The organism is Amycolatopsis heterodermiae (assembly GCF_034929455.1).
GTDB classification, from domain to species: domain Bacteria; phylum Actinomycetota; class Actinomycetes; order Mycobacteriales; family Pseudonocardiaceae; genus Amycolatopsis; species Amycolatopsis heterodermiae.
The window spans coordinates 115,477-136,016 of record NZ_JAYFSI010000019.1 but is presented as its reverse complement, the minus strand read 5'-3'; the positions used below and the strand labels follow the sequence as shown (position 1 = coordinate 136,016).

General features: G+C 73.5%; 13 protein-coding genes and 1 pseudogene. 6 read left to right on the top strand and 8 right to left on the bottom strand.

Annotated features, from left to right (window positions below; all coding sequences use genetic code 11):
• Positions 1 to 24: 24 nt before the first annotated feature.
• From VA596_RS46750 to VA596_RS46740, 3 genes are all read right to left on the bottom strand, one after another.
• The gene (locus tag VA596_RS46750) at positions 25 to 1,242 is read right to left on the bottom strand and encodes a DUF1501 domain-containing protein (RefSeq protein ID WP_323336816.1); all 1,218 of its coding nucleotides are present in this window, start codon (positions 1,240 to 1,242) and stop codon (positions 25 to 27) included.
• On the bottom strand, positions 1,239 to 2,546 hold the full coding sequence (locus tag VA596_RS46745; RefSeq protein WP_323336814.1) for a DUF1800 domain-containing protein: 1,308 nt from the start codon (positions 2,544 to 2,546) through the stop codon (positions 1,239 to 1,241). Before VA596_RS46745 ends, VA596_RS46750 begins: the two co-directional genes overlap by 4 nt.
• A gap of 74 nt (positions 2,547 to 2,620) precedes the next feature.
• Positions 2,621 to 3,001: an STAS domain-containing protein gene (locus tag VA596_RS46740; RefSeq protein WP_323336812.1), complete on the bottom strand. Its 381-nt coding sequence runs from the start codon at positions 2,999 to 3,001 to the stop codon at positions 2,621 to 2,623.
• Between the two features lie 391 nt (positions 3,002 to 3,392).
• On the opposite strand from VA596_RS46740, the gene VA596_RS46735 reads away from it, so the two are divergent.
• A complete protein-coding gene (locus tag VA596_RS46735) occupies positions 3,393 to 4,268 on the top strand; it encodes a MerR family transcriptional regulator (protein WP_323336810.1) in 876 nt (291 codons plus the stop codon).
• On the opposite strand, the gene VA596_RS46730 is transcribed toward VA596_RS46735, so the two are convergent.
• Entirely contained in the window at positions 4,255 to 4,695 is a 441-nt protein-coding gene (locus tag VA596_RS46730; protein WP_323336808.1) for an SRPBCC family protein, read from the bottom strand. The genes VA596_RS46735 and VA596_RS46730 overlap by 14 nt on opposite strands.
• 284 nt (positions 4,696 to 4,979) lie before the next feature.
• On the opposite strand from VA596_RS46730, the gene VA596_RS46725 reads away from it, so the two are divergent.
• From VA596_RS46725 to fusA, 4 genes and pseudogenes are all read left to right on the top strand, one after another.
• Positions 4,980 to 8,585, top strand: a complete 3,606-nt coding sequence (locus VA596_RS46725; protein WP_323336807.1) for a discoidin domain-containing protein — start codon at positions 4,980 to 4,982, stop codon at positions 8,583 to 8,585.
• Between the two features lie 97 nt (positions 8,586 to 8,682).
• Complete coding sequence (locus VA596_RS46720; protein ID WP_323336805.1) at positions 8,683 to 10,332, top strand: PucR family transcriptional regulator; 1,650 nt, start codon at positions 8,683 to 8,685, stop codon at positions 10,330 to 10,332.
• A gap of 326 nt (positions 10,333 to 10,658) precedes the next feature.
• Positions 10,659 to 12,098: a M4 family metallopeptidase gene (locus VA596_RS46715; protein ID WP_323336803.1), complete on the top strand. Its 1,440-nt coding sequence runs from the start codon at positions 10,659 to 10,661 to the stop codon at positions 12,096 to 12,098.
• A 310-nt stretch (positions 12,099 to 12,408) separates the two neighbouring features.
• A pseudogene (fusA, locus tag VA596_RS46710) lies at positions 12,409 to 14,347 on the top strand (elongation factor G).
• A 50-nt stretch (positions 14,348 to 14,397) separates the two neighbouring features.
• Here fusA and VA596_RS46705 read toward each other — a convergent pair.
• From VA596_RS46705 to VA596_RS46695, 3 genes are all read right to left on the bottom strand, one after another.
• Positions 14,398 to 15,603, bottom strand: coding sequence for a cysteine desulfurase-like protein (locus VA596_RS46705; protein ID WP_323336801.1), 1,206 nt, complete (start codon positions 15,601 to 15,603; stop codon positions 14,398 to 14,400).
• Positions 15,604 to 15,726: 123 nt separating this feature from the next.
• Positions 15,727 to 18,495, bottom strand: a complete 2,769-nt coding sequence (locus VA596_RS46700) for an ATP-binding protein (RefSeq protein ID WP_323336799.1) — start codon at positions 18,493 to 18,495, stop codon at positions 15,727 to 15,729.
• 68 nt (positions 18,496 to 18,563) lie between these two features.
• Positions 18,564 to 18,788 (bottom strand): hypothetical protein, encoded by a 225-nt coding sequence (locus VA596_RS46695; protein ID WP_323336797.1) that lies wholly within the window; start codon positions 18,786 to 18,788, stop codon positions 18,564 to 18,566.
• Between the two features lie 98 nt (positions 18,789 to 18,886).
• Between VA596_RS46695 and VA596_RS46690 the strand changes: the two genes are divergently transcribed.
• Complete coding sequence (locus VA596_RS46690) at positions 18,887 to 20,161, top strand: glycosyltransferase 87 family protein (RefSeq protein ID WP_323336795.1); 1,275 nt, start codon at positions 18,887 to 18,889, stop codon at positions 20,159 to 20,161.
• Here VA596_RS46690 and VA596_RS46685 read toward each other — a convergent pair.
• Complete coding sequence (locus VA596_RS46685; protein ID WP_323336793.1) at positions 20,112 to 20,537, bottom strand: DUF4383 domain-containing protein; 426 nt, start codon at positions 20,535 to 20,537, stop codon at positions 20,112 to 20,114. The genes VA596_RS46690 and VA596_RS46685 overlap by 50 nt on opposite strands.
• Positions 20,538 to 20,540 lie beyond the last annotated feature (3 nt).

Here is a 20,540-nt window from a genome sequence, read left to right as displayed (position 1 = left end):
CGCTCACCGGTGCCTGCAGGGGTCCTAGGCGAACAACCCCGTCATCCGGCCGCTGTGGCCCGGCAGCACCTGGCCCGCGTCCGTGCCCAAGACGTTCTCCACCATCGTCGCGTAGACGTCGCGGAAGTCCGTGGTCAGCTTGAGGTCGCCGTCGTCGAGGTCGGTCAGGCTCGGTTCCGCGCCGTGGAAACCGCCGTGGACGTTCTGGCCCAGGACGAACATCGGGCCCGCCGTGCCGTGGTCGGTGCCCTGGCTCGCGTTGGCCGTCACGCGCCGGCCGAACTCCGAGTAGACCATCACCACCGCCTGCTTGCCGCGGTCGGTCTTCGCGAGGCGCTGCGCGAACGGCGTCAGCGCGCCGTCCAGCTCGGTGAGCAGCCGCTGCTGGGTGCCGCGCTCGTCGGCGTGCGTGTCGAACCCGCCCAGCGACACCGAATACGCCCGCGACGGCACGCCCGCCTCGATCAGCCCGGCGACGACGTCGAGCTGCGCGGCCAGCTCTCCCTTGCCCTTCTTCGCCGAGGAGTCCTTCTCCGGCGCGTGCCCGCCCAGCGTCTGCACCGCGCGGTGCAGGTCGCCGACCGACCGGGCGGCGCGGGACTGCCAGTACCCCTCGCCGGCCTGGGCCGCCCCGAGGCCCTGGAACGCCGTCCCCAGCGCGCCCTTCGGCAGGGTGAGCCCGCCGACCGGCAGGGACGCGGCCGCGGTACGGGCGCCCGCGAGCAACGGCGGCAGCACCGGGTCGACCGACACCGCGCGCAGCGGGTCGTCGCCGGTCGCGTCGAGCCAGCGGCCGAGCCAGCCGGTCGGCACGGACGTCTCCGGCGACGCCGTCTGCCAGATCGCCATCGACCGGAAGTGGCTGTGGTCGGGCTTCGGGTAGCCGACGCCGCGCAGGATCGCCAGCTTCCCTCCGTCCCACAGGCTCTTGAGCCCCTTCATGCCGGGGTTGAGGCCGAGCCCTTCGCCGACGTCGAGCACCTCTTCCGGCTTGTACGCCAGCTCGGACCGGGCGGTCTGGTACGCGCTGTCGCCCGCCGGGACGACGGTGTTGAGGCCGTCGTTGCCGCCGTAGAGGGTCACCACCACGAGCACGCCGGCGTTGGGGTCCAGCGGGTTCTCCTGCGCCGCCGACATCAGCCGCGTCCAGTCGACCTGGGTCGCGCCCGCGGCGAGCGCCGCGGCGGCCGTCACCCCGGTCGCGGTGAGGAACCGGCGTCGGTTGACCTGCACGATCGTCACCCACTCACTACGTACTCGGGGGCACAGGCGGCCACAGTGGACAGTTGGCGGACGTCTCCGGCGACGCCGGCCAGCGCGGCTTTCGTGCGGTCGGACCAGGCGTCGACGCCGAGCAGCTCGCCGATCGCCGAGGCCTTGTCCGACGCCTTGGCGACGGCGCCGAGGTCGGCGCGCCCGGCGACCAGCTGGGCCAGGTGCAGCCGGGCCACCCCCGCCGACGTCGTCAGCCAGGCGCCGCCCGCCGCCCAGCCCCCGACGCTGGGCGGCAGGAACGGCACCTGGCCGAGCCCGCGCAACCCGGCCAGCAGCTGGGTGCGGGTCTTCTCGTCGAGCGAGCCGGGCCGCACGCCGAACGCGCGCAGCAGCCCGGCCAGCCATTCGACCGGCTGCTTGACCAGCGACGTCGCGCTGTCGCGGAACGCCGCTTCGGCGGTGATCGCCCGCAGCACCGCCCGGACGTCTCGGCGGCTGCCGTAGGCGGCGACCAGGCGGTTCAGCACCTCCGCGGCGGGCGGCTCGGCGGACACCAGCCGGAACCAGAGCCGGCCGACGACGAACCGGGCCGAGTCGGGCCGGCCGAGCACGAGGTCCACAAAGGACTGCGCGGCGAAGTCGCCGGTGGCCCCGAGGATGTGCTTCTCGCCGTCGTCGTGCCGCTTCGGCACCAGCTTCGCGGTGGTCGTGTCACGCTGGGCCGTCCAGCCGGTGAGCGCCCGCGCGGCTTCCCGGACGTCGTCCTCGGAGTAGTGCCCGACGCCGAGGGTGAACAGCTCCATGAACTCGCGGGCCAGGTTCTCGTTGGGCTTGCCCGCCTTGTTGCTGTTCCCGTCCAGCCACAGCAGCAACGCCGGGTCGACGACCATCGCGCGGGCCAGGTCGGTGAAGCTGCCGAGCGCGTGGTCCCGCTGGGTCTGGTTCTGCGCCAGCATCAGCTCGGGGCTGCGGACCTTCTGCTCGCTCGTGGCGAAGTGCCCGTGCCAGAACCACGTCAGCCGTTCGACGGACGGGAGGTCGGCCGCGGCCATCCGGTCCAGCCACCAGATCGCGGACTGCGTGGACTGGGCCTGCAGCGCCTTGTTCGCCTGCTGCTTCGCGGCCTTGTCCTGCTTGTCCTGCTTCTTGGGGCGCTCGGGCGGCGCGCCGGGTGACGGCATCGGCGTCGCGGCCGCCCCGGCGTCGGCGCCGGTGCCCAGCAGCCGGTCGCGCGTCTCGGCGAACCCGCGGTCGAGGTCACCGGGGCGCGGGCCGAAGCCCAGCCGGTCGTGCAACCGCCGCACCGCCGCTCGTTCGGAGAGGACCACCATGCCCTCGATCCTCCGGCGCCGGGCCCGGGGCCCGCGACCACGCGGCGGCTTTCTTCAGCCGATCCACAGGAGCGTCAGGAGACGCGGCTCTCCGGGTGTGCGGCCACCGCCGCACGGGCGTCGCCGAGGTCTTCGTGCAGGGGCAGCAGCCGGTCCAGGCCGAGGATCTCGAGCGGCCGCGCCACGGCGACCGGGTCGGCGGCGATGGAGTAGGACACCCCGCGGGAGAGGGCGGCCCGGTGCAGTTCCACGAGGACGCTGAAGATCGTGGAGTCACAGTACGTGGTCGCGGTCAGGTCCGCGACCACGCCGGGGACGCCGTCCCGGATCGGCGTGAGCAGGGCGGCCCGCATCCGGGGCGCGCAGGCGAGGTCGAGGTCCCCGGAACAGTGGACGGTCACGATGCCGGCTTCGGTGGTACTGCCGAAGGCGGGTGCGGTGTGGTGGTCGGTCATCAGCTCGTCTCCATGCTTGGTGATGGGACCAGGTCCCGCGCGCGTAATACCCACGAAGGGGCCGGACCACACGGACCCTTCCCCCGCGCAGGGGAGTGCCCGCGGGGTACTGCATCCGTGCGACAACGCTGCACAACCGTTGCGCTGCGGGTGTAGCTTACCCGTGCGGGACAACACTTCCCCCGGTTCGCCGCCGGCCGCGGCGGGTGCCACCCCGTGCGGCCGGCCGGATCCGGCGCCCGACGGCGCCGGAGGGGACGCGGCGGGTCACCGCCCCACCGGCCGCGTCCCCCGCTCCGGGGTCGTGTCGCGGCCGGGCGGGCCTTCGCGCCGTCGCTATGCTGCCGCCACCCCGCCCGGGACGGCGGGGCGAAGAGGACGGTGGATCCGGATGGACGTCGGCGCGGCACCCGCCCCGGCCGGAGGTTCGTGGGCGCCGGGCAGGGTCGCCGAGCTGCTCGGCGTTTCCCCCGTGACCCTGCGCAGCTGGGGCGCGCGGTACGGGATCGCGCCCTCGGCCAGGAGCGAGGGCAGGCACAGCCGGTACTCCGACGCAGATGTCCGCCGCCTGCAGCACATGCAGCGCCTGATCGCACGCGGGATGCCGGTGCGCGACGCGGCCGCCGCGGCGTTCACCGGCGCGTCCCGGCCCGGCGTCCCGGCGGGCCGCCGGGTGCGGGAGCTCGCGGAAGCGGCCGAGGAACTGGAGTTCGGCGCGGTCGGCGCCCTGCTCGACGAGACGCTCGCGGCGCTGGGCGCGGCCGCGGCGTGGACCGACGTCCTGGTGCCGGTCCTGCGTGAGCTGGGGGACCGCTGGCAACGCGGCGACGTCTGCTTCGCGGCCGAATGGGTGCTGACGACGGAGGTTTCGGTCGCGCTGGAACGGTTCGGCCGCCGGTTCCCGGAGACGGCGCCGGCCCGCCCGGTCCTGCTGGCGTGCTGCCCCGCCGAACGGCACTCCCTGCCGATGGAGGCGCTGCGGGCGTCACTGGCCGAATCCGGCGTGCCCGTGCGCTACCTCGGCCAGCTGGTGCCCGCCGAAACGCTCACCGAGCTGGCCGAGCGCCTCGACCCGGTCCTGGTGGTGCTCTGGTCGATGGCCGCCCCGACCGCCGACGACGTCCTGGTGCGCCGGCTGCACGGCCTCGACCGCGAGGTCATGACCGCCGGGCCGGGCTGGGCGCACCTGGGGGAGCGCGGGCTGACGGTGGTGGACGACCTGGGCACCGCGGTCGAGGTGGCGGCCGGGCGCGTCAGCTCGTCTTGAGCTTCTCCAGCGCGCTGGTCAGCTTCGGGACGACCTCGTCGCCGAGGCGCTCGAACACGCGCTTGAGCAGCGGGCTCGCCAGCTTCGCCAGGCCGTGGAAGACGATCGTCGCCTGGTAGTGCACCGTCGTGCCGTCGCCGCTCGGCGCCAGGGTGAAGTCGTCGGTCGAGGTGGCCGTCTTGTTCTTGCCGACGAACGTGACGCGGCCCGCCTCGAGCCGGGTCAGCTCGTAGTCGAGCTCGGTCTCCTTGCCACGGAACTCCGAGACGTTGTGCCACCGTGCGCCGACCGCCACCGGGCCGTCGTCGGAGCGGGTGCACCGGACCGTGCCCGGGTCCCACTCCTCGGTGTGCGCGAAGTCCGCGAGGTAGCGCGCGACCTGGTCGACCGGCGTGCGGACGGTGACGGTGCGTTCGACCTGGACCATGGCGTACTGCCTCCTCGGATGGACCCGCGCCGGTGTTTCGGTGCGAGGTCGATGCAACCGTACCGAGAGTGACCCCGTCCGGCAGGACGACGTCACCGGTGAACGGGACGCCGCGGGCCATCGCAGACATCGATGTCATTATTCCTAATTTTTGTCTTCCTTGTCTTCTTGACGGTCGCCGCGAGCGCGGCGGAAGCTCACTGGCAACGTTGTCAGTCACCGGCGCCGACACCCCGCCAGGGGCCCGTGCCGTGCGTGACTGCCGCTTCGAGAACGGAGTTCGCATGGCGGAGGAGTACGGCATCGGGGCCGGCGTCGAGCCGGTGGTGGCGCCGGTGTCCCGGCGGAACGTCCTGGCCGTGGGCGGCGGGCTGCTGGCCGGGTTCGGCCTGGCGGCCGTGCTGCCGGGCGGCGTCGCCTCGGCCACGCCCGCCGCGGCCGACGGCCAGGCCGCCCGGACCGACCTGGCGCTGTTCCGGCCCGTGCAGGTCTCGTCCACCGACTACGCCGCCACCCCGGCCGAGTTCGCCGTCGACGGCCTCGCGCAGGTCGGCGTCCGCGGCTCCGGCTGGCGCGCCACCCCCGGCGACGGCCAGTGGATCGTCGTCGACCTGCAGGGCCGGTGCACGATCGAGTCCGTCGTGCTGACGTTCGAGGCCCAGCCCGGCGACCCGGCCCTCGACCTCGGCGCGTCCCGCACCCACACCGTCGGCGACGAGGTCTTCTCGAGCTACGCCGTGTCCTTCGACCTCGACGTCTCCGGCGACGGCAAGGCCTGGCGCACCGTCCACCACACCGACGCCGGCACCGGCGGCGTCGTGACGATCCCGGTGTCCGCCACCGGTCGCTGGGTGCGGTTCACCGCGGCGAGCCGCTCGACGGCGAACCCGCTGGGCCTCAACGGCTTCCAGGTGTTCGGCACCAGCCGTGACCACCGGCCCGCGGTCCGCGGCTGGACCAGCTTCCCGGTGCGCCCGCACGACGACCCGCCCGCGCTGGCGCTCGCGCCCGACGGCACCGTGCCGCTCGAGTCCGGCTGGGTGCTCACGATGGACGACTGGTCGCCCACCGGGGACGGCGCGGCGCTGTCCGGCGCGTCGGTGGACACTCGCGGCTGGCTCCCGGCGACCGTGCCCGGCACCGTGCTGGCGTCGCTCGTCGAGCAGGGCCAGCTGCCCGACCCGGTGTCGGGCATGCACAACATGCACGTCCCGGAAGCGCTGTCCCGGCACGCCTGGTGGTACCGGCGCCGCTTCGCCCTCCCGCGTGGCCTCGACACCTCGCCGGGCCGGCACGTCTGGCTGGAGTTCGACGGCGTCAACCACGAGGCCGCGATCTGGCTCAACGGCGCGAACATCGGCACGCAGAGCCACCCGTTCGGCCGCGGCGTCTTCGACGTGACCGCGGCCCTGCGGCGCACCGGTGACCAGGCGCTCGCCGTGAAGATCTCGCCGATGCCTCGTCCGGGCAGCCCGGGTGACAAGGGGCCGGCCGGGCAGTCGTTCGTCGACGCCGGCAGCACCATGTTCGACAACTCGCCGACCTACCTCGCGGTGTCCGGCTGGGACTGGATGCCGGCGGTGCGCGACCGCGCGTCGGGCATCTGGGACCACGTCCGCCTACGTTCCACCGGCGCCGCCGTGCTGGGAGACGTGCGCGTCGACACCCAGGTGCCGGACGCCGGCACCGCGGTGGTGACGCTGACCGTGCCCGTGCGCAACGCCGCCGCGACCGCCCAGCGGATCAAGGTCACCGCCGCCTTCGGCCCGGTGAACGTGTCGAGCACGGTCACCGTCCCGGCCGGGCAGGCCGCCGACGTCGTGTTCCCGGCGCAGCGGGTCAAGAACCCGAAGCTGTGGTGGCCCAACGGTTACGGCGACCCGAACCTCTACGACCTGACGCTCACCGCGGCGATCGGCGCGTCGACCAGCGACCGGCGGACGACGAAGATCGGCCTGCGCCAGATCGGCTACCAGTACGACCAGCCGATCGTCATCGCCGACGGCCGGGCCACCCAGTCCGTCGACCTCACCCCGCAGAACGCGCGGTACGTCCGGATGCAGGGGCTCAAACGCGCCACGGGCTGGGGTTTCTCGCTCTGGACGATGTCCGTTGTGGACAGTGCCGCGCCGGATACGGACCTGGCGAAGGGCAAGACCGCGACGTCGTCGTCGGTCGCGGACGGCAACCCGCCGGAGAACGCCGTCGACGGCGACTCGAACACGCGCTGGACGTCGGCCTACGACGACAACCAGTGGCTGCAGGTCGACCTCGGCGCGGCGACGGTGTTCGACCGCGTGGTGCTGACCTGGGAAACGGCCTACGCGGCGACGTTCACCATCCAGGTCTCGGCCGACGGCCAGACCTGGACCGACGCCGTGTCGGTGGACAACAGCCCGAAGCCGCTGACGTTCCTCGTCAACGGCGTCAAGGTGTTCGCCCGCGGCGGCAGCTGGGGCTGGGACGAGCTGCTGCGCCGGATGCCGGAGGAGCGGACCGACGCCGTCGTCGCGATGCACCGCGACATGAACTTCACCCTGATCCGCAACTGGGTCGGCTCGTCCTACCGCGAAGAGCTGTTCGCGGCGTGCGACAAGTACGGCATCCTGCTGTGGAACGAGTTCTGGGACGGCTGGTCGACCGACCCGGCGAACCACGACATCTTCCTGGCGCAGGCGAAGGACACGGTGCTGCGCTACCGCCACCACGCCTGCGCGACGGTCTGGTTCGGCTGCAACGAAGGCACCCCGCCGGCGGTGATCGACAACGCGCTGCGCGAGATCGTCACGTCCAACACCGACCTGCTCTACCAGGGCAACTCCGCGGGCGGCGTGATCACCGGCGACGGCCCGTACCGCTGGCTCGACCCGAAGCAGTACTTCACCGGCGAGGCGACCGGCGGCAAGCACGGGTTCTGGAGCGAGATCGGGCTGCCGACGGTGTCGGTCGTCGAGAGCATGCGGAACCTCGTCGGCGAGGGTGACGCCGGCTGGCCGATCGGGGCGCCGTGGTTCCTGCACGACTGGTCGGCCAACGGCAACCAGTCGCCCCAGACCTACCTCGCGGCGATCGACGCGCGGCTCGCGCCGTCGACGAGCCTCGCGGAGTTCTGCCGCAAGGCCCAGTTCGTCAACTACGAGAGCATGCGCGCGATCTTCGAGGCGTGGAACACGAAGCTGTGGGCCGACGCCACGGGTGTGCTGCTGTGGATGTCGCACCCGGCGTGGCACAGCACGGTCTGGCAGACCTACGACTACGACCTCGACGTCAACGGCAGTTACTACGGCGCGCGCAAGGGGTGCGAGGCGCACCACGTCCAGGCCGACCTCTCGACCTGGCAGGTCCGGGTCGTCAATCACACGCCTTCCCCGATGAGTGGTGTCACGGCGTCCGCGCGGCTCTACGGCCTGGACGGCGCCGGGCTGGGCACGGCGCGGCAGCAGAAGGTCGACGTCGCCCCGATCGCGGCCACGGACGCCTTCACGGTGCCCTTCGACGCCGGGCTGCCGGACCTGCACCTGCTGCGGCTCACGCTGACCGACGCCCACGGCGCGGTGCTGTCGGAGAACACGTACTGGCGCTACCGGACCGACGGCGCGATGCGGGCGCTCAACCAGCTCCCGGGCGCGCAGCTGGCCACGTCGCTGCGGGCCGACGGCGCCGGTTACGTCGCGACGATCCGCAACACGGGCCGGACGGTCGCGGCGATGATCCGGCTGTCGCTGCGGGAGAAGAACGGGAAGGACCGCGTGCTGCCGACCCGTTACGACGACAACTACTTCTGGCTCCTGCCGGGCGAAAGCCGTACGGTCCGGGTCGACCCCCGGCGGCGCGTGCCCCAGGCCCGGCTGCAGGTGGAGGCGTACAACGTCGCCGCGAAGCTGATCTAGGTCTTGGCCCCCGCTTTCGTCGTCGCCGACGAAAGCGGGGGCTGATTTGGTGCCTCTCGACGAACTAGGCTGCAGGCAACCCGCCTAGCTTCGGGAGGTGCTCGTTTCCGTGAACCTGCGCCCGCACGCCAGCCTCGGCCGCGTCCTCGACGACCTGGGCGGCACCCTCCTGGACCTGGTGCTCGGGGACGCCGACCGGGCCGGCGGCATCGGCGGCGTCGCCATCCACGACCCCCTCGACGAGCCGGCGCTGCCCCAGCACGCCCTGGTCCTCGGCGTCGGCCTCGGTGACCCGGACGAGGTCGTCCGGCAGCTGCGGGTCCTGGCCCGCCACGACGCCGCGGGCCTGGTGCTGCGCGCGCCCGTCACGGTCACCGACGCGGTCACGGCCGCCGCCGAGGAGACGGGCGTCGCGCTGCTGGCACTGGCCCGGGGCGCCTCCTGGACCCAGCTCGCCGCGATGCTGCGGTCCCTGCTCGCCGAGGGCGACGTCGGCGACGCCGAGCCGGAGACCCTCGCCGGCCTGCCGTCGGGGGACCTGTTCGCCGTGGCCAACGCGATCGGTGCGCTCATCGACGCACCGGTCACCATCGAGGACCGCCGGTCCCGGGTGCTGGCCTTCTCCGGGCGGCAGGACGAGGCCGACCCGTCACGCGTCGAGACGATCCTCGGCCGCCAGGTCCCCGAACGGTTCGCGCGCGTGCTCACCGACCGTGGGGTCTTCCGCGAGCTCTACCGCACCGACCAGCCGGTGTACGCCGACCTGGTCTCCGAAAGCCTCGACGGCCTGACGATGCCGCGGGTGGCCGTCGCGGTCCGGGCGGGTGACGAGATCCTCGGCTCGATCTGGGCCGCGGTGTCCGAGCCGCTCACCGCCGACCGCACCCAGGCGCTCTGCGACGCGGCCCGCCTGGTCGCGCTGCACATGCTGCGCGTGCGGGCGGGCGCCGACGTCGAACGCCGGCTGCGCGCGGACCTGCTCAGCACGGCCTTGGAAGGCGGGGCGGCGGCCCGCGAGGCGCTGAGCCGGCTCGGCCTGGCCGACCAGCCGGTCGTCGTGCTGGCCCTGGCCGTCCTCGACGCGGGGGAGCACGCCGACGCCGGTCTCACCACCGAGCGCCAGCGCCTCAGTGACGGCCTGGCCATGCACCTGAGCGCGGTCCACCCGCGCTGTGCGGCCGCGCTCGTCGGCGACACGGCGTACGGCCTGGTCCCGGTGAGCCGCGGCGACGACGACGGCGAACGGCGCGCGATGCGCATCGCGAAGGACTTCCTGGACCGGGTCGGCGACCGCGTCCACGCCGTGGTCGGCATCGGCCCGGTGGCGCGCAGCGCGGCGGAGTTGCCGGAGGCCCGCGACAGCGCCGACCGCGCGCTGCGGGTGCTGCGCACGGGCAGCGGCGCGGGCCGGCGCGCCGCGCTGCTGGCGGACGTGCACGTCGAGGCGCTCCTGCTGGAGCTGCAGGACCTGGTCGCCGCGCGCGGCGACCGCCCGACCGGCCCGGTCGCCCGGCTCCTCGACTACGACGAGCAGCACCAGGCCCACCTCGTCGAGACGCTGCGGGCCTGGCTCGACGCCTTCGGCGACGTCATCGCCGCCTCGGCCGCGGTCCACGTGCACCCCAACACGTTCCGCTACCGCCTGCGCCGCCTCGCCGAGGTCGGCGGCTTCGACATGACCGACCCGGAAGCCCGCTTCGCCGCGATGCTCCAGCTCCGAGTGGTCGCCCCACCACCCACGTCCTGAGCGTTGCGGGGCATCACCCGTGATCCGCGGGGCATCACGCGTGTCTCCACGGGCATCACGCGTGTCCGAAGGGGCATCACTCGTGTCTCCGGGGCATCACCGTGATGCCCCTTCAATCACGCGTGATTCCCCGCCAATCACGCGTGATTCCTCTCTGATCACGCGTGATGCCTGCGGGGTCGTCCGAAATGTCGGTGATTTGGCAACCGTTACCGACGTCTAGATGGTCAGTTACCTACTTTCAGCCGGTGTGCTCACCCTTCGGGGCATGTGAACCTGCACGGACTTCACGTCAGGTGATCAAACCTTCCACGGAGGTGTACCGGGTGTCACGCAAACGGGTCATCGTTGGGACAGCGACAGCGAGCGCTGCCCTCGTCGCGGTATCGCTGGTCGTGACCGGCTCGCCGGCGTCCGCGACCATCGCGCAGCCGTCGATGCGCGCGATGAACGCCCAGGCGATGCCGTTCGGCAGCGTGCTGCGGTCGCAGCAGGAGGTCGGCGGGGTGCCGGTCTTCGGCGGGCAGACCGTCCAGATCCGCGACAAGGCGGGCACGGTCCTCGCCACGCACGGCCGGACCGCGAAGAAGACGGCGGGCGCGTTCCCGGCGAGCGACGCGGGTGCCGCCGACGCGGCCATCGCCGACGTCGCGAAGCGCACCGGGCTCGCGAAGGACGCGCTGAAGGCCGACGCGCCGCGCGCCTACTGGTACGACGCCACGCTCGGCGGGGCGAAGGGTGACGGCGTCGCCGTGCCGACCTACCAGGTCACCGTGCACGGCACGAAGTTCCAGGACAAGTGGACCGAGGTCGTCAAGGCCGGCACGGCCGACGTCCTGACCTCGTGGTCCGAGGTCCGCGAGGCCAACCGCGACGTCTGCGACGCGAACCACAAGGTCGTCAGCGGCACCACCGACTCGGTCCGCTGCGGCACCGCGTTCGACGTCACCCGCAAGGAGGGCGGCGCCGAGTCGAGCGTCGCCGACGTCAACAACGTCTACACCTTCTTCGGCCAGGCCTCGGACTTCTACTCCAAGTACGTCAACGTGGACCTGACCGGCCTGATCGGCGCGGACTACAGCGACGGGACCGGCAAGGCGCTGCGCGGCACCGTCCGGATCTGCGTCGACGGCGAATGCCCGTTCGCCAACGCCTTCTGGGACGGCGAGCAGATGGCCTTCGGCGAGGGCGTCACCACCGACGACATCACCGGCCACGAGCTGACCCACGGCGTCACGCAGCACACCTCCGGGCTGAGCGGCGGCCAGGCCGACTCGATCAACGAAGGCCTTTCGGACGTCTTCGGCAAGTTCATCGGCATCACCTCGAACGACCCCAACGACACCGGCGACAACCGCTGGCTGCTCGGCGCGGGCTCGTCGCTGGGCGCGATCCGCAACATGAAGGACCCGCGCTCGTCGCTGTCCCCGCAGCCGGACATGGTCAACGGCCCGGGCTGGCAGACGAACAACCCGGACGAGCACATCAACGACGGCGTCGTGAACAAGGCCGACTACCTGATCACCGACGGCGACACGTTCAACAACCAGACCGTGCGCGGCCTCGGCCTCGACAAGTCGGTGCAGGTCTGGTGGGGCGTCGAGAACACGCTCACCCCGAGCGCGACGTTCAAGGACGTCGGCGAAGCCCTCAACTCCTCCTGTGCCGCGCTGGCGAAGGCGGGCACCGCGGGCATCACCGACGACGACTGCACCCAGGTCGCCAACGCGGTCAAGGCGACCCAGCTCGACCAGGACCCCAGCTGATCCTGGGCTGACCCGCCGAAGGCCACCCCGGCACGTCCGGGGTGGCCTTCGGCGTTCCCGGGCGAAAACCGGTTGGGCGCCGGACAAGAACGTCGCTACGCTGCCCCGGAACCGCACACCGCGCCGGACGAGAGGAGCCCGCCATGCGTACGCGCATCGCCGTCTCCCGTTCGCGCTTCGAGGTGATCCTGGTGTCTTCGTGCCCGCGGTGCCAGCCGCGCGGCTGACACCCGGCCCGTGACGCCGTCCACTGTGGACGTTTCACGCGGAATCGCGCTGCCCCGAACCGGATCACACCGCGAAGGACCGCATCGTGCGCACCTCGGACACCGTCCGCAACCTCGGCATCCTCGCCCACGTCGACGCGGGCAAGACCACCGTCACCGAACGAATCCTGCACCTCACCGGCGTCACCCGCAAACAGGGTGAGGTCCACGACGGCACCACCGTCACCGACTTCGACCCGCAGGAACGCGACCGCGGCATCACCATCTTCGCCGCGGCCGTCACCTGCACGTGGGACGGCCACCGGATCACCCTCATCGACACGCCCGGCCACGTCGACTTCACCGACGAGGTCGAGCGGTCGCTGCGGGTGCTCGACGGCGCGATCGCCGTGTTCGACGGCGTCGCGGGCGTCGAACCGCAGAGCGAAACCGTGTGGCGCCAGGCCGATCGGTACGGCGTCCCGCGCATCGCCTTCGTCAACAAGCTGGACCGCGCGGGCGCCGACCTCGACACGGCCGTCGAGTCGATCCGGCGGCGCCTGCACCCGGCGCCGCTGGTCGTCCAGCTGCCGATCGGGCGTGAGGACGGCTTCACCGGTGTCGTCGACCTTGTGCGCCTGCCGGAGGGCGCCTCGGCCGAGGCGCGACGGCGGCGTCGTCAGCTGGAGGAGGCTGTCGCCGAACTGCATCCCTTGGCGCTGGACGAGTTCTGCGCCGCCGGGACCGTCTCGGCGGAGACCCCTGGAGAAGGCGCTGCGCGACCTGACCCGCACCGGTGACGGCCTGGTCGTGCTGTGCGGCGCGGCCTACCGCGACCGCGGGATCGAGCCGCTGCTCGACGCCGTCGTCGCCTACCTGCCGTCGCCGTCGGACGTGACGCCGGTGCACGCCGACCGGCCCGCCGACCCGGCGGCGCCGCTGGCCGCGCTGGTGTTCAAGGTCGTCGCGACGACCACGGGACGGCTGACGTCGGTGCGGGTGTATTCGGGAACGCTGCGGAAGGGGGACCAGGTGCTGGACGCGGGAACCGTCCGCACGGAACGGGTCGCGCGCATCCTGCGGGTGCAGGCCGACCGGTTTTCCGAAGTGGACAGTGCGGTGGCCGGCGACATCGTCGCGCTGGCCGGGCCGAAGGCGGCCCGCGTCGGCGCCACGCTGTGCGCGCCCGGCGACCCCGTGCTGCTGGAGCCGCCGGTGACGGCGGACCCGGTGGTCTCGGTGGCCGTCGAGGCCCGCCGGAACGCCGACCGGCTCGCGCCGGCGCTGGCCTGGCTGGCCGAGGAGGACCCGTCGCTGGTCGTGCGGACCGACCCGGAGACCGGGCAGACGGTGCTGTCCGGTCTCGGTGAGCTGCACCTGGAGGTCGCGGTGGAGAAGCTCTGGCGGGGCCGCGGGCTCGAGGTCGCGGTCGGCCGCCCGCAGGTCGCCTACCGGGAGACCGTCGTGCGCGGCGTGTCCGGGGTGCTCTACCGGCACGTCAAGCAGGACGGCGGCGCCGGGCAGTTCGCCCACGTCGTGCTGGACGTCGAGCCGCTCGAAGGCGGGTTCGAGTTCGCCACGGCGGTCGTCGGCGGGAGGGTGCCACGCGAATACGTGCGCGCGGTCGAAGCCGGCTGCCGTGACGCCCTGGCCGACGGGCCGCTGGGCGGGCACCCGGTGACCGGCGTGCGCGTGACGCTGGTCGACGGCGCGACGCACGTGAAGGATTCGTCGGAGATGGCGTTCCGCGCGGCGGGCCGGTTCGGCCTGCGGGAAGCGTTGCGTGCCAGTGAAATGCGGCTGCTGGAGCCGGTCGCTTCGGTCGTCGTGACGGTGCCGGACGACGCCGTCGGCGGCGTGCTCGGCGACCTCGCCGCGCGACGGGGACGGGTGGCCGGCTCGACCGTGCGGTCCGGCACCGCGGTGGTCACGGCGACGGTTCCGCTCGCGGAGCTGTTCGGCTACGCGAACCGCCTGCGCAGCCGCACGCAGGGCCGGGGCACGTTCACGGCCCGGCCCAGCGGCTACGCACCGGCGCCGTAACGGTCGTGAGTGCGTAACAGTGTTAGAACACTGTTACGCACTCACGACCCTCAGCCGACGGCCAGGGCGGCGACCCCGGAGACGAGGCGGTCGACGTCGGTTTCGGTGGTGTACGGGGCGATTCCCGCTCGTACCGCGCCGGAATCGCTGATCCCGAGGTGGCGGGCGGTCTCGATCGCGTAGAAGGTGCCCGCGGGCGCGTTCACCCCTTGCTCCGCCAGGAAGACGTAGGCCGCCTGCGGGGTGACGTCCTTGATGGAGAACAGGACGGTCGGCGTGCGGTGCCGGTCTGGCGCGCCGTATTGCGTGACGCCGGGGATGGCGGCCAGGCCCGTCTCGAGACGCGTGAGCAGCCCGTTTTCGTGCTCCTCCAACGCCTTCAGCGACCGAGGCAGCCGTTCGCGGCGCAGGCCGGGACCGGGATCGAGGTGCGAGAGGAAGTCGATGGCCGCCGTCGTCCCGGCGAGCAGCTCGTACGGGAGGGTGCCCAGCTCGAAGCGTTCCGGCACGGCGTCCGACGCGGGCAGCAGCTTGTCCGGGCGCAGCGTCTCCAGCAACGCGGGCGCGGCGGCGACCACCCCGAGGTGCGGGCCGAGGAACTTGTACGGCGAGCAGGCGTAGAAGTCCGCGCCCAGCGCGGCGACGTCGACGAGGGCGTGCGGGGTGAGGTGGACGCCGTCGACGTAGACGAGCGCGCCGGCGTCGTGCGCCGCGGCGGCGATCGCGGGCACGTCGGGCCGGGTGCCGAGCAGGTTGGACGCGGCGGTGACGGCGACGAGCCGGGTCCGCTCCGACAGCAGCCCGGCGACGGCGTCCGTCGCGAGGACACCGGTCGCGGGGTCGAAGTCCGCCCAGCGCACGGTGGCGCCGACCGCCTCGGCGGCCTGCACCCAGGGCCGGATGTTCGCGTCGTGGTCGAGCCGGGTGACGACGACCTCGTCGCCGGGGCCCCAGTTCTTGGCCAGGGTGCGGGAGAAGTCGTAGGTCAGCTGCGTCATGCTGCGGCCGAAGACGACGCCCTCCGGGGACGCGCCGAGCAGGTCGGCCACGGCCTGGCGCCCCTTGGCGACGACCTCCGACGCCCGCTGTTCGGCGGGCGTCACGAAGCCGCGGTTGGCGATCGCCGAGCACAGCGTCCCGGCCACCGCCTCACCGACGACGTCGGGGACCTGGGAGCCACCCGGCCCGTCGAAGTGGGCGGCGCCTTCGCTCAGCGCGGGAAAGTGCTCACGGATCTTCTGCACGTCGTAGGCCACCTGGCCAGCATGCCGCAGCACCCGCGACGCGGAAAGTCCGCACGAGCCCGCAGCGAGGAGGGCGCCTGCCGCTTCTTCGGTCGGGCCGCCTGATCGACGCGGCGAACGTTTCCGGAAAGGGCGTTACCGCGGCGAAGGCGGCCGATGCAACGCGCCCGCCAACCCGGCGCGGCCCTTGAGGCCCAGCTTGCGGTACACGTTCGTCAAGTGCAGCTCCACCGTCCGGACCGTCAAGAACAGCGACTCCGCGATCTCCCGGTTTGTCGCGCCCGCCGCGGCTTTCTCCGCGACTCTCCGTTCGCTGCCGCTCAACGTGTCTGCGGGGGAGTCCGTGCCGCGGCGCATGCGGCCGCCCGCGTCGGCCAAGGCCGTCACCGCCAGGTCCAGCCGTGGGCGGTCCTGGCTGCGGACGGCGACGTCGATGGCGCGGCGCAGCCGGTCCCGCGCGCCCTTGGGGTCGCCGCGCTCCAGCAGCCGGCGGCCCAGCAGGTACTCGGCCTCCGCGTACACCGGACGGGCGGGCGTGTCCGCCAGCTGGTCCGCGGTTTCGGCGAGCAGGTCCAGCCCCGCGTCGCCCGGGGTGAGGACCGCGCGCGCGAGCCGTGCCAGGCCGAGCGCGCGTGGCGTGCCCCAGGCGGCGGCCTGCTCCTCGGCCTCTTCAACGGCGGCCCACGCTTCGCCGTCGCGGCCGAGGTCGTGGAGCAGCCGGGTGGCGTCGGACCACCACGGCGCGAACAACGGGTTGCCGATGCCCGCTTCGGCCAGGCTGTCGCGGCAGGCGAACAGGTCGGCGAGCGCGCCCTCGGCGTCCCCGGTGCCGGCCAGCGCCTGGGCCCTGGCCATCAGGAGCCAGTGGTACTCGAGGGTGAACCGGTCGATCCGCGGCCGGGTGACGCTGCGCGCGATCTCCAGCGCCCGCGCGGGATCGCCGTGCCGGACCAGCGCCGAAGCCAGCACCGCCTGCGTCATCGCGACGTTCTCGCCCCACGACTCCTGGGTGACGATCCGGTGGGCGAACTCGGCGTCCGCGAGCGCGTCGCCGACGTCCCCGGTTCCCAGCCGCACGAGCGTGCGCATGCTCGCGCCGACCGCGCACGTCCAGGCCTCGCCGGAGCGCTGCGCGTGGGTGAGCAGCCCGTCGAGCGCGGCCAGCGACGTCGTGGTCTCGTCGGCGAGGTGCAGCGTGAGCACCGCGCCCAGCACCGACCAGCCGCCGGGCGCGACGTCACCGACCGAGAGCACCTGCCGGGCCTCCGCGGCGAGGCCGGCCGCGGGGCCGCCCCGCAGGGTGCGCAGGGTCGCGAGCATGGCCAGCAGCTGACGTTCCTCCGGCGTCTCGCCCGGCGGCGGGGTCAGGTCGCGGAACCGCTCGGCGACCGGGCCGACGGTGCTCTTCTCGTCGATGCCGGACATGATCAGCGCGGACTGGGCGAGCGCCCGCCGCGCCCGGTCCGCGGGGGCCGGGTCCGGGCCGATCTCGCGCTCCAGCGCGTCCAGCACCGCGCCGACCAGCTCGAACGACTTGAGCGAGTTCTGCGCGCTCATCGACGTCATCGCGTACTGCACCGCCAGCGGCACCTGCTCCCGTGCACCGCCGACCAGGCCCAGAGTGCGCTCCAGGTGCGCCAGCGCCGCGGGCGGATCGACCTGCGCGAGCACGCGGGCGAGGTCGGCCCGGATCGCGACCTGCGTCTCGTCCGCGGCGAGCGCGCGGTCCAGGTACCGCGCGGCGGCCGCGGGCGCGCCGCGCTCCTCGGCGACGGCGGCGGCCTCCCGCAGCACCGTCACCATCCACGTCTCGGGCGGCCCGGGCAGGAGCAGCAGCAGGACGGCGACGTCCTCCGGGGCGCGGCCGCGGACGTCGAGCAGCGTCGCCGCGCGGGTCCGCAGGGCCGCGAGCTCCGCCGCCGGCACCGGGTCGAGGACGGCGGTGCGGATCAGGTCGTGGGTGTAGCGGAGGTCGTCGGGCCGCAGCAGCTCGTCGGCCCGCAGCGCGCGGACGGCCGCGGCGGCCGGCCCGGGCTGGGTGCCGGCGAGGGCCGCGACGAGCTCGAGGTCTTCGCCGTCCAGCACCGCGATCGCCCGCGCAACGGCCAGGGTGGCGGGCGGCAGGCGGGTCAGCAGGGTGCGGGCGACGACCTCGTGACCGTGCTCTTCGAGCGTGGCCAGGTGGGTGTCGTCCGGCGGGACGCCGTCGGCCCGCAGCCGGGTGACGACCCGGTCGAGCAGGAAGGGGTTGCCGCCGGTCACCTCGGCGCAGCGGGCCGCGAAGGCGGGCTCCGGCGGCGTCGCGAACCGGGCCCGGAGAACGTCGGCAACCGCGTCCGCCGGCAGCGGGCCCAGGTCGACGGCCGGGCAGCCGAGCTCGCCCAGCGGCGCCGGGTTCGGGGTGCCGTGGCCGGTCCGCTGGGTCAGGATGACCAGCAGCGGCAGGTTTTCCGCGCGCCGCAGCAGGAACCCGAGCCAGCGCAGCGAGGCCTCGTCGCACCACTGGACGTCGTCGACGGCGAGCACCAGCGGCCCGTCGGCGGTGCGGTCGGCGGCGAGCCAGTAGAGGCCGTGCATCACGGCGTAGGTGTCGCCGGCGGGCTCGGTGCGTTCGGTCGCCAGCGCGGGGCGGGCGAGCGGCGCGGACGCGGCGGCGGCCGGGCCGAGCGGCGCGAACAGCTCGCGGACGGCCTGGTAGGCGGGGGACCCGGACTCCGGGCAGCGGGCGGTGAGCACGGTGGCGGCCACGTGGTCGAGCTCGTCGAGCACGGCCGCGAGCAGCCGCGTCTTCCCGATCCCGGCCGGTCCGCGCAGCAGCACGGCTTGCCCGTCCCCGGCCGCGGCCTTCCTGGCCCGTTCGACGAGCAGGGACAGCTCCCAGTCGCGCCCGGCGAGCTCGCCCATCCGTCTCCTCACCCCCGGCGCCCCGCCCCGGAGACGCCGGGGGCCAGGGTATGCGAGCGGCGTGGCTGTCAGCGTCCTCGGTTGCGCGCGTGGTCGCGGGCCTGGCGTTCGTTGCCGTGTTTGTAGTTGCCCGTCGCTTTCGCCATCAGCAGCTGCGGGTCGCCCTTCTCGGCCGCCGCGAGGAAGCGCGCGGCGGCGCCCCCGCGCAGCGTCCCGGCGGGACGGCCGTGGTGGGTGATCGTCACGGTGCCGCGCTCGTCGACGCGGTAGGCGAAGCCGCCCGGAGTGCCCATCGGCCCAGGCTGGCCGGTCGGCTCACCCTCGGCAACCGGATTTCCCCGGGGTGGATCCGGGGGATACCCGGATGGCGCAGTCCCGGAGACCCGACAGAATGCGGTGGGAGACGAAGGGGGAGCGCGTGCGGGGGTTGCGGCGAAGGCTGGGGAACGGGTACGTGCTGCTGGGGGCGCAGCTGCTCCTGCTGGTGCCGCTGCTCGTCTCGGTGACCGGCGGCCGGGTGCGGTTCCCCGCCTACCGCGTCGACCTGGACGTCTACCGGCTGGGCTCGGCGGCGCTGCTGCACGGCGACGCGCTCTACGGCACGCTGCCGCAGACCCAGGACGGCCAGTTCCTGCTGTTCACCTACCCGCCGTTCGCGGCGATCGTGCTGGCGCCGCTGACGATCCTGCCGTACTGGCTGGCCTGCCTCCTGCTGACGCTGGTCACGCTCGGCCTGCTGGCCGTGGTGCTCTCGACGGTGCTCGGCGCGCTGGGCGTGCTGCCGCCCGGACTGCGCGGCTGGCGCCGGATCACGGCCGTGCTGTTGCTCGCCGAGGTCCTCGAACCGGTCCTGCGGACGGTGTACGCGGGCCAGATCGACCTGCTGCTGCTCGCCCTCGTCGTGCTGGACGTCCTGGTGGACACCCCGAAGTGGCCGCGCGGCCTGCTGATCGGCATCGCCGCCGCGGTGAAGCTGACCCCGGCGGTGTTCCTGCTGTACTTACTGCTGCGACGCGACGTCCGTGCCGCCGTCGTCAGCGTCGTGACGTTCCTGGCCGCGACGGCGCTCGGCTTCCTGCTCGCCGGGGCGGACTCGGTCCGGTACTGGACCGGGGCGCTCTGGGACACCGGCCGCGTCGGCGAGCCGACCTACGCCGGCAACCAGTCGCTGCTCGGCCTGCTGGCCCGGGCCGGGGTGCCCGCCGACGCGCGGACTGCGTGGTGGCTGCCGCTGGTCGCGGTGGTGCTCGTGCTGACGACGGTGGGGGTGCGACGCGCGCTCGCCGCGGGGGAGCGCACGGTCGCGCTGGGGGTGAACGCGGTCGGCGGCCTGCTCGTCTCGCCGATTTCGTGGACGCACCACTGGGTGTGGGCGGTCGTGGTGCTGCTCGGCTGGGCGGAGCTGGCGCGCCGCACCCGGCGGCGCGGGCTGGCGGTGTTCACCGGCGTCGGCGCGGTCCTGTTCGTGGCCGGGCCGCAGTGGTGGTGGCCGCGCGGTGGTGAGGTGGAGCGCCACTGGTCGTTCCTCCAGCAGCTGACCGGGAACGGCTATGTCCTTTTCGGACTCGCGGTGCTGCTCGCGGCGGCGCTGGTGCGGTTCCCGCGCCCGGAGTTCCTCAGCGTTCCCGCCCGGGCGCGTTCCGTAGCCAGCCCGCTCCGAGGATGACCATCGCGGTGCCGAGCCCCAGCGCGAGGCAGACCCCGGCGGTGTTCATCGGCATGAAGTCGTCGACGGCGTCGGGCAGCGGCAGCAGCCCGGCGATCCCCAGGATCACGTAGAGCACCCCGCCCGCCACCAGGAAACGGCTGGCCAGCGTCGAGGAGCGGCTGCAGAACACGGCGACCGCGCCGGTGATCAGGTGCACGAGCGTCCACGCTCCGGACACGGCGAACACGCCGAACAGCCGGTGGTCGGCGGTGACCCCCGGGATCAGCTCGCACGCCCCGAGAACCAGGAACAGGAGGCCGATCAGCATGCCGATGCCCTGCACGGGGGCGGGCCCCGATCTCGGCACGGGAGCTGCGGGTTCGGTGCGTGTCATGTA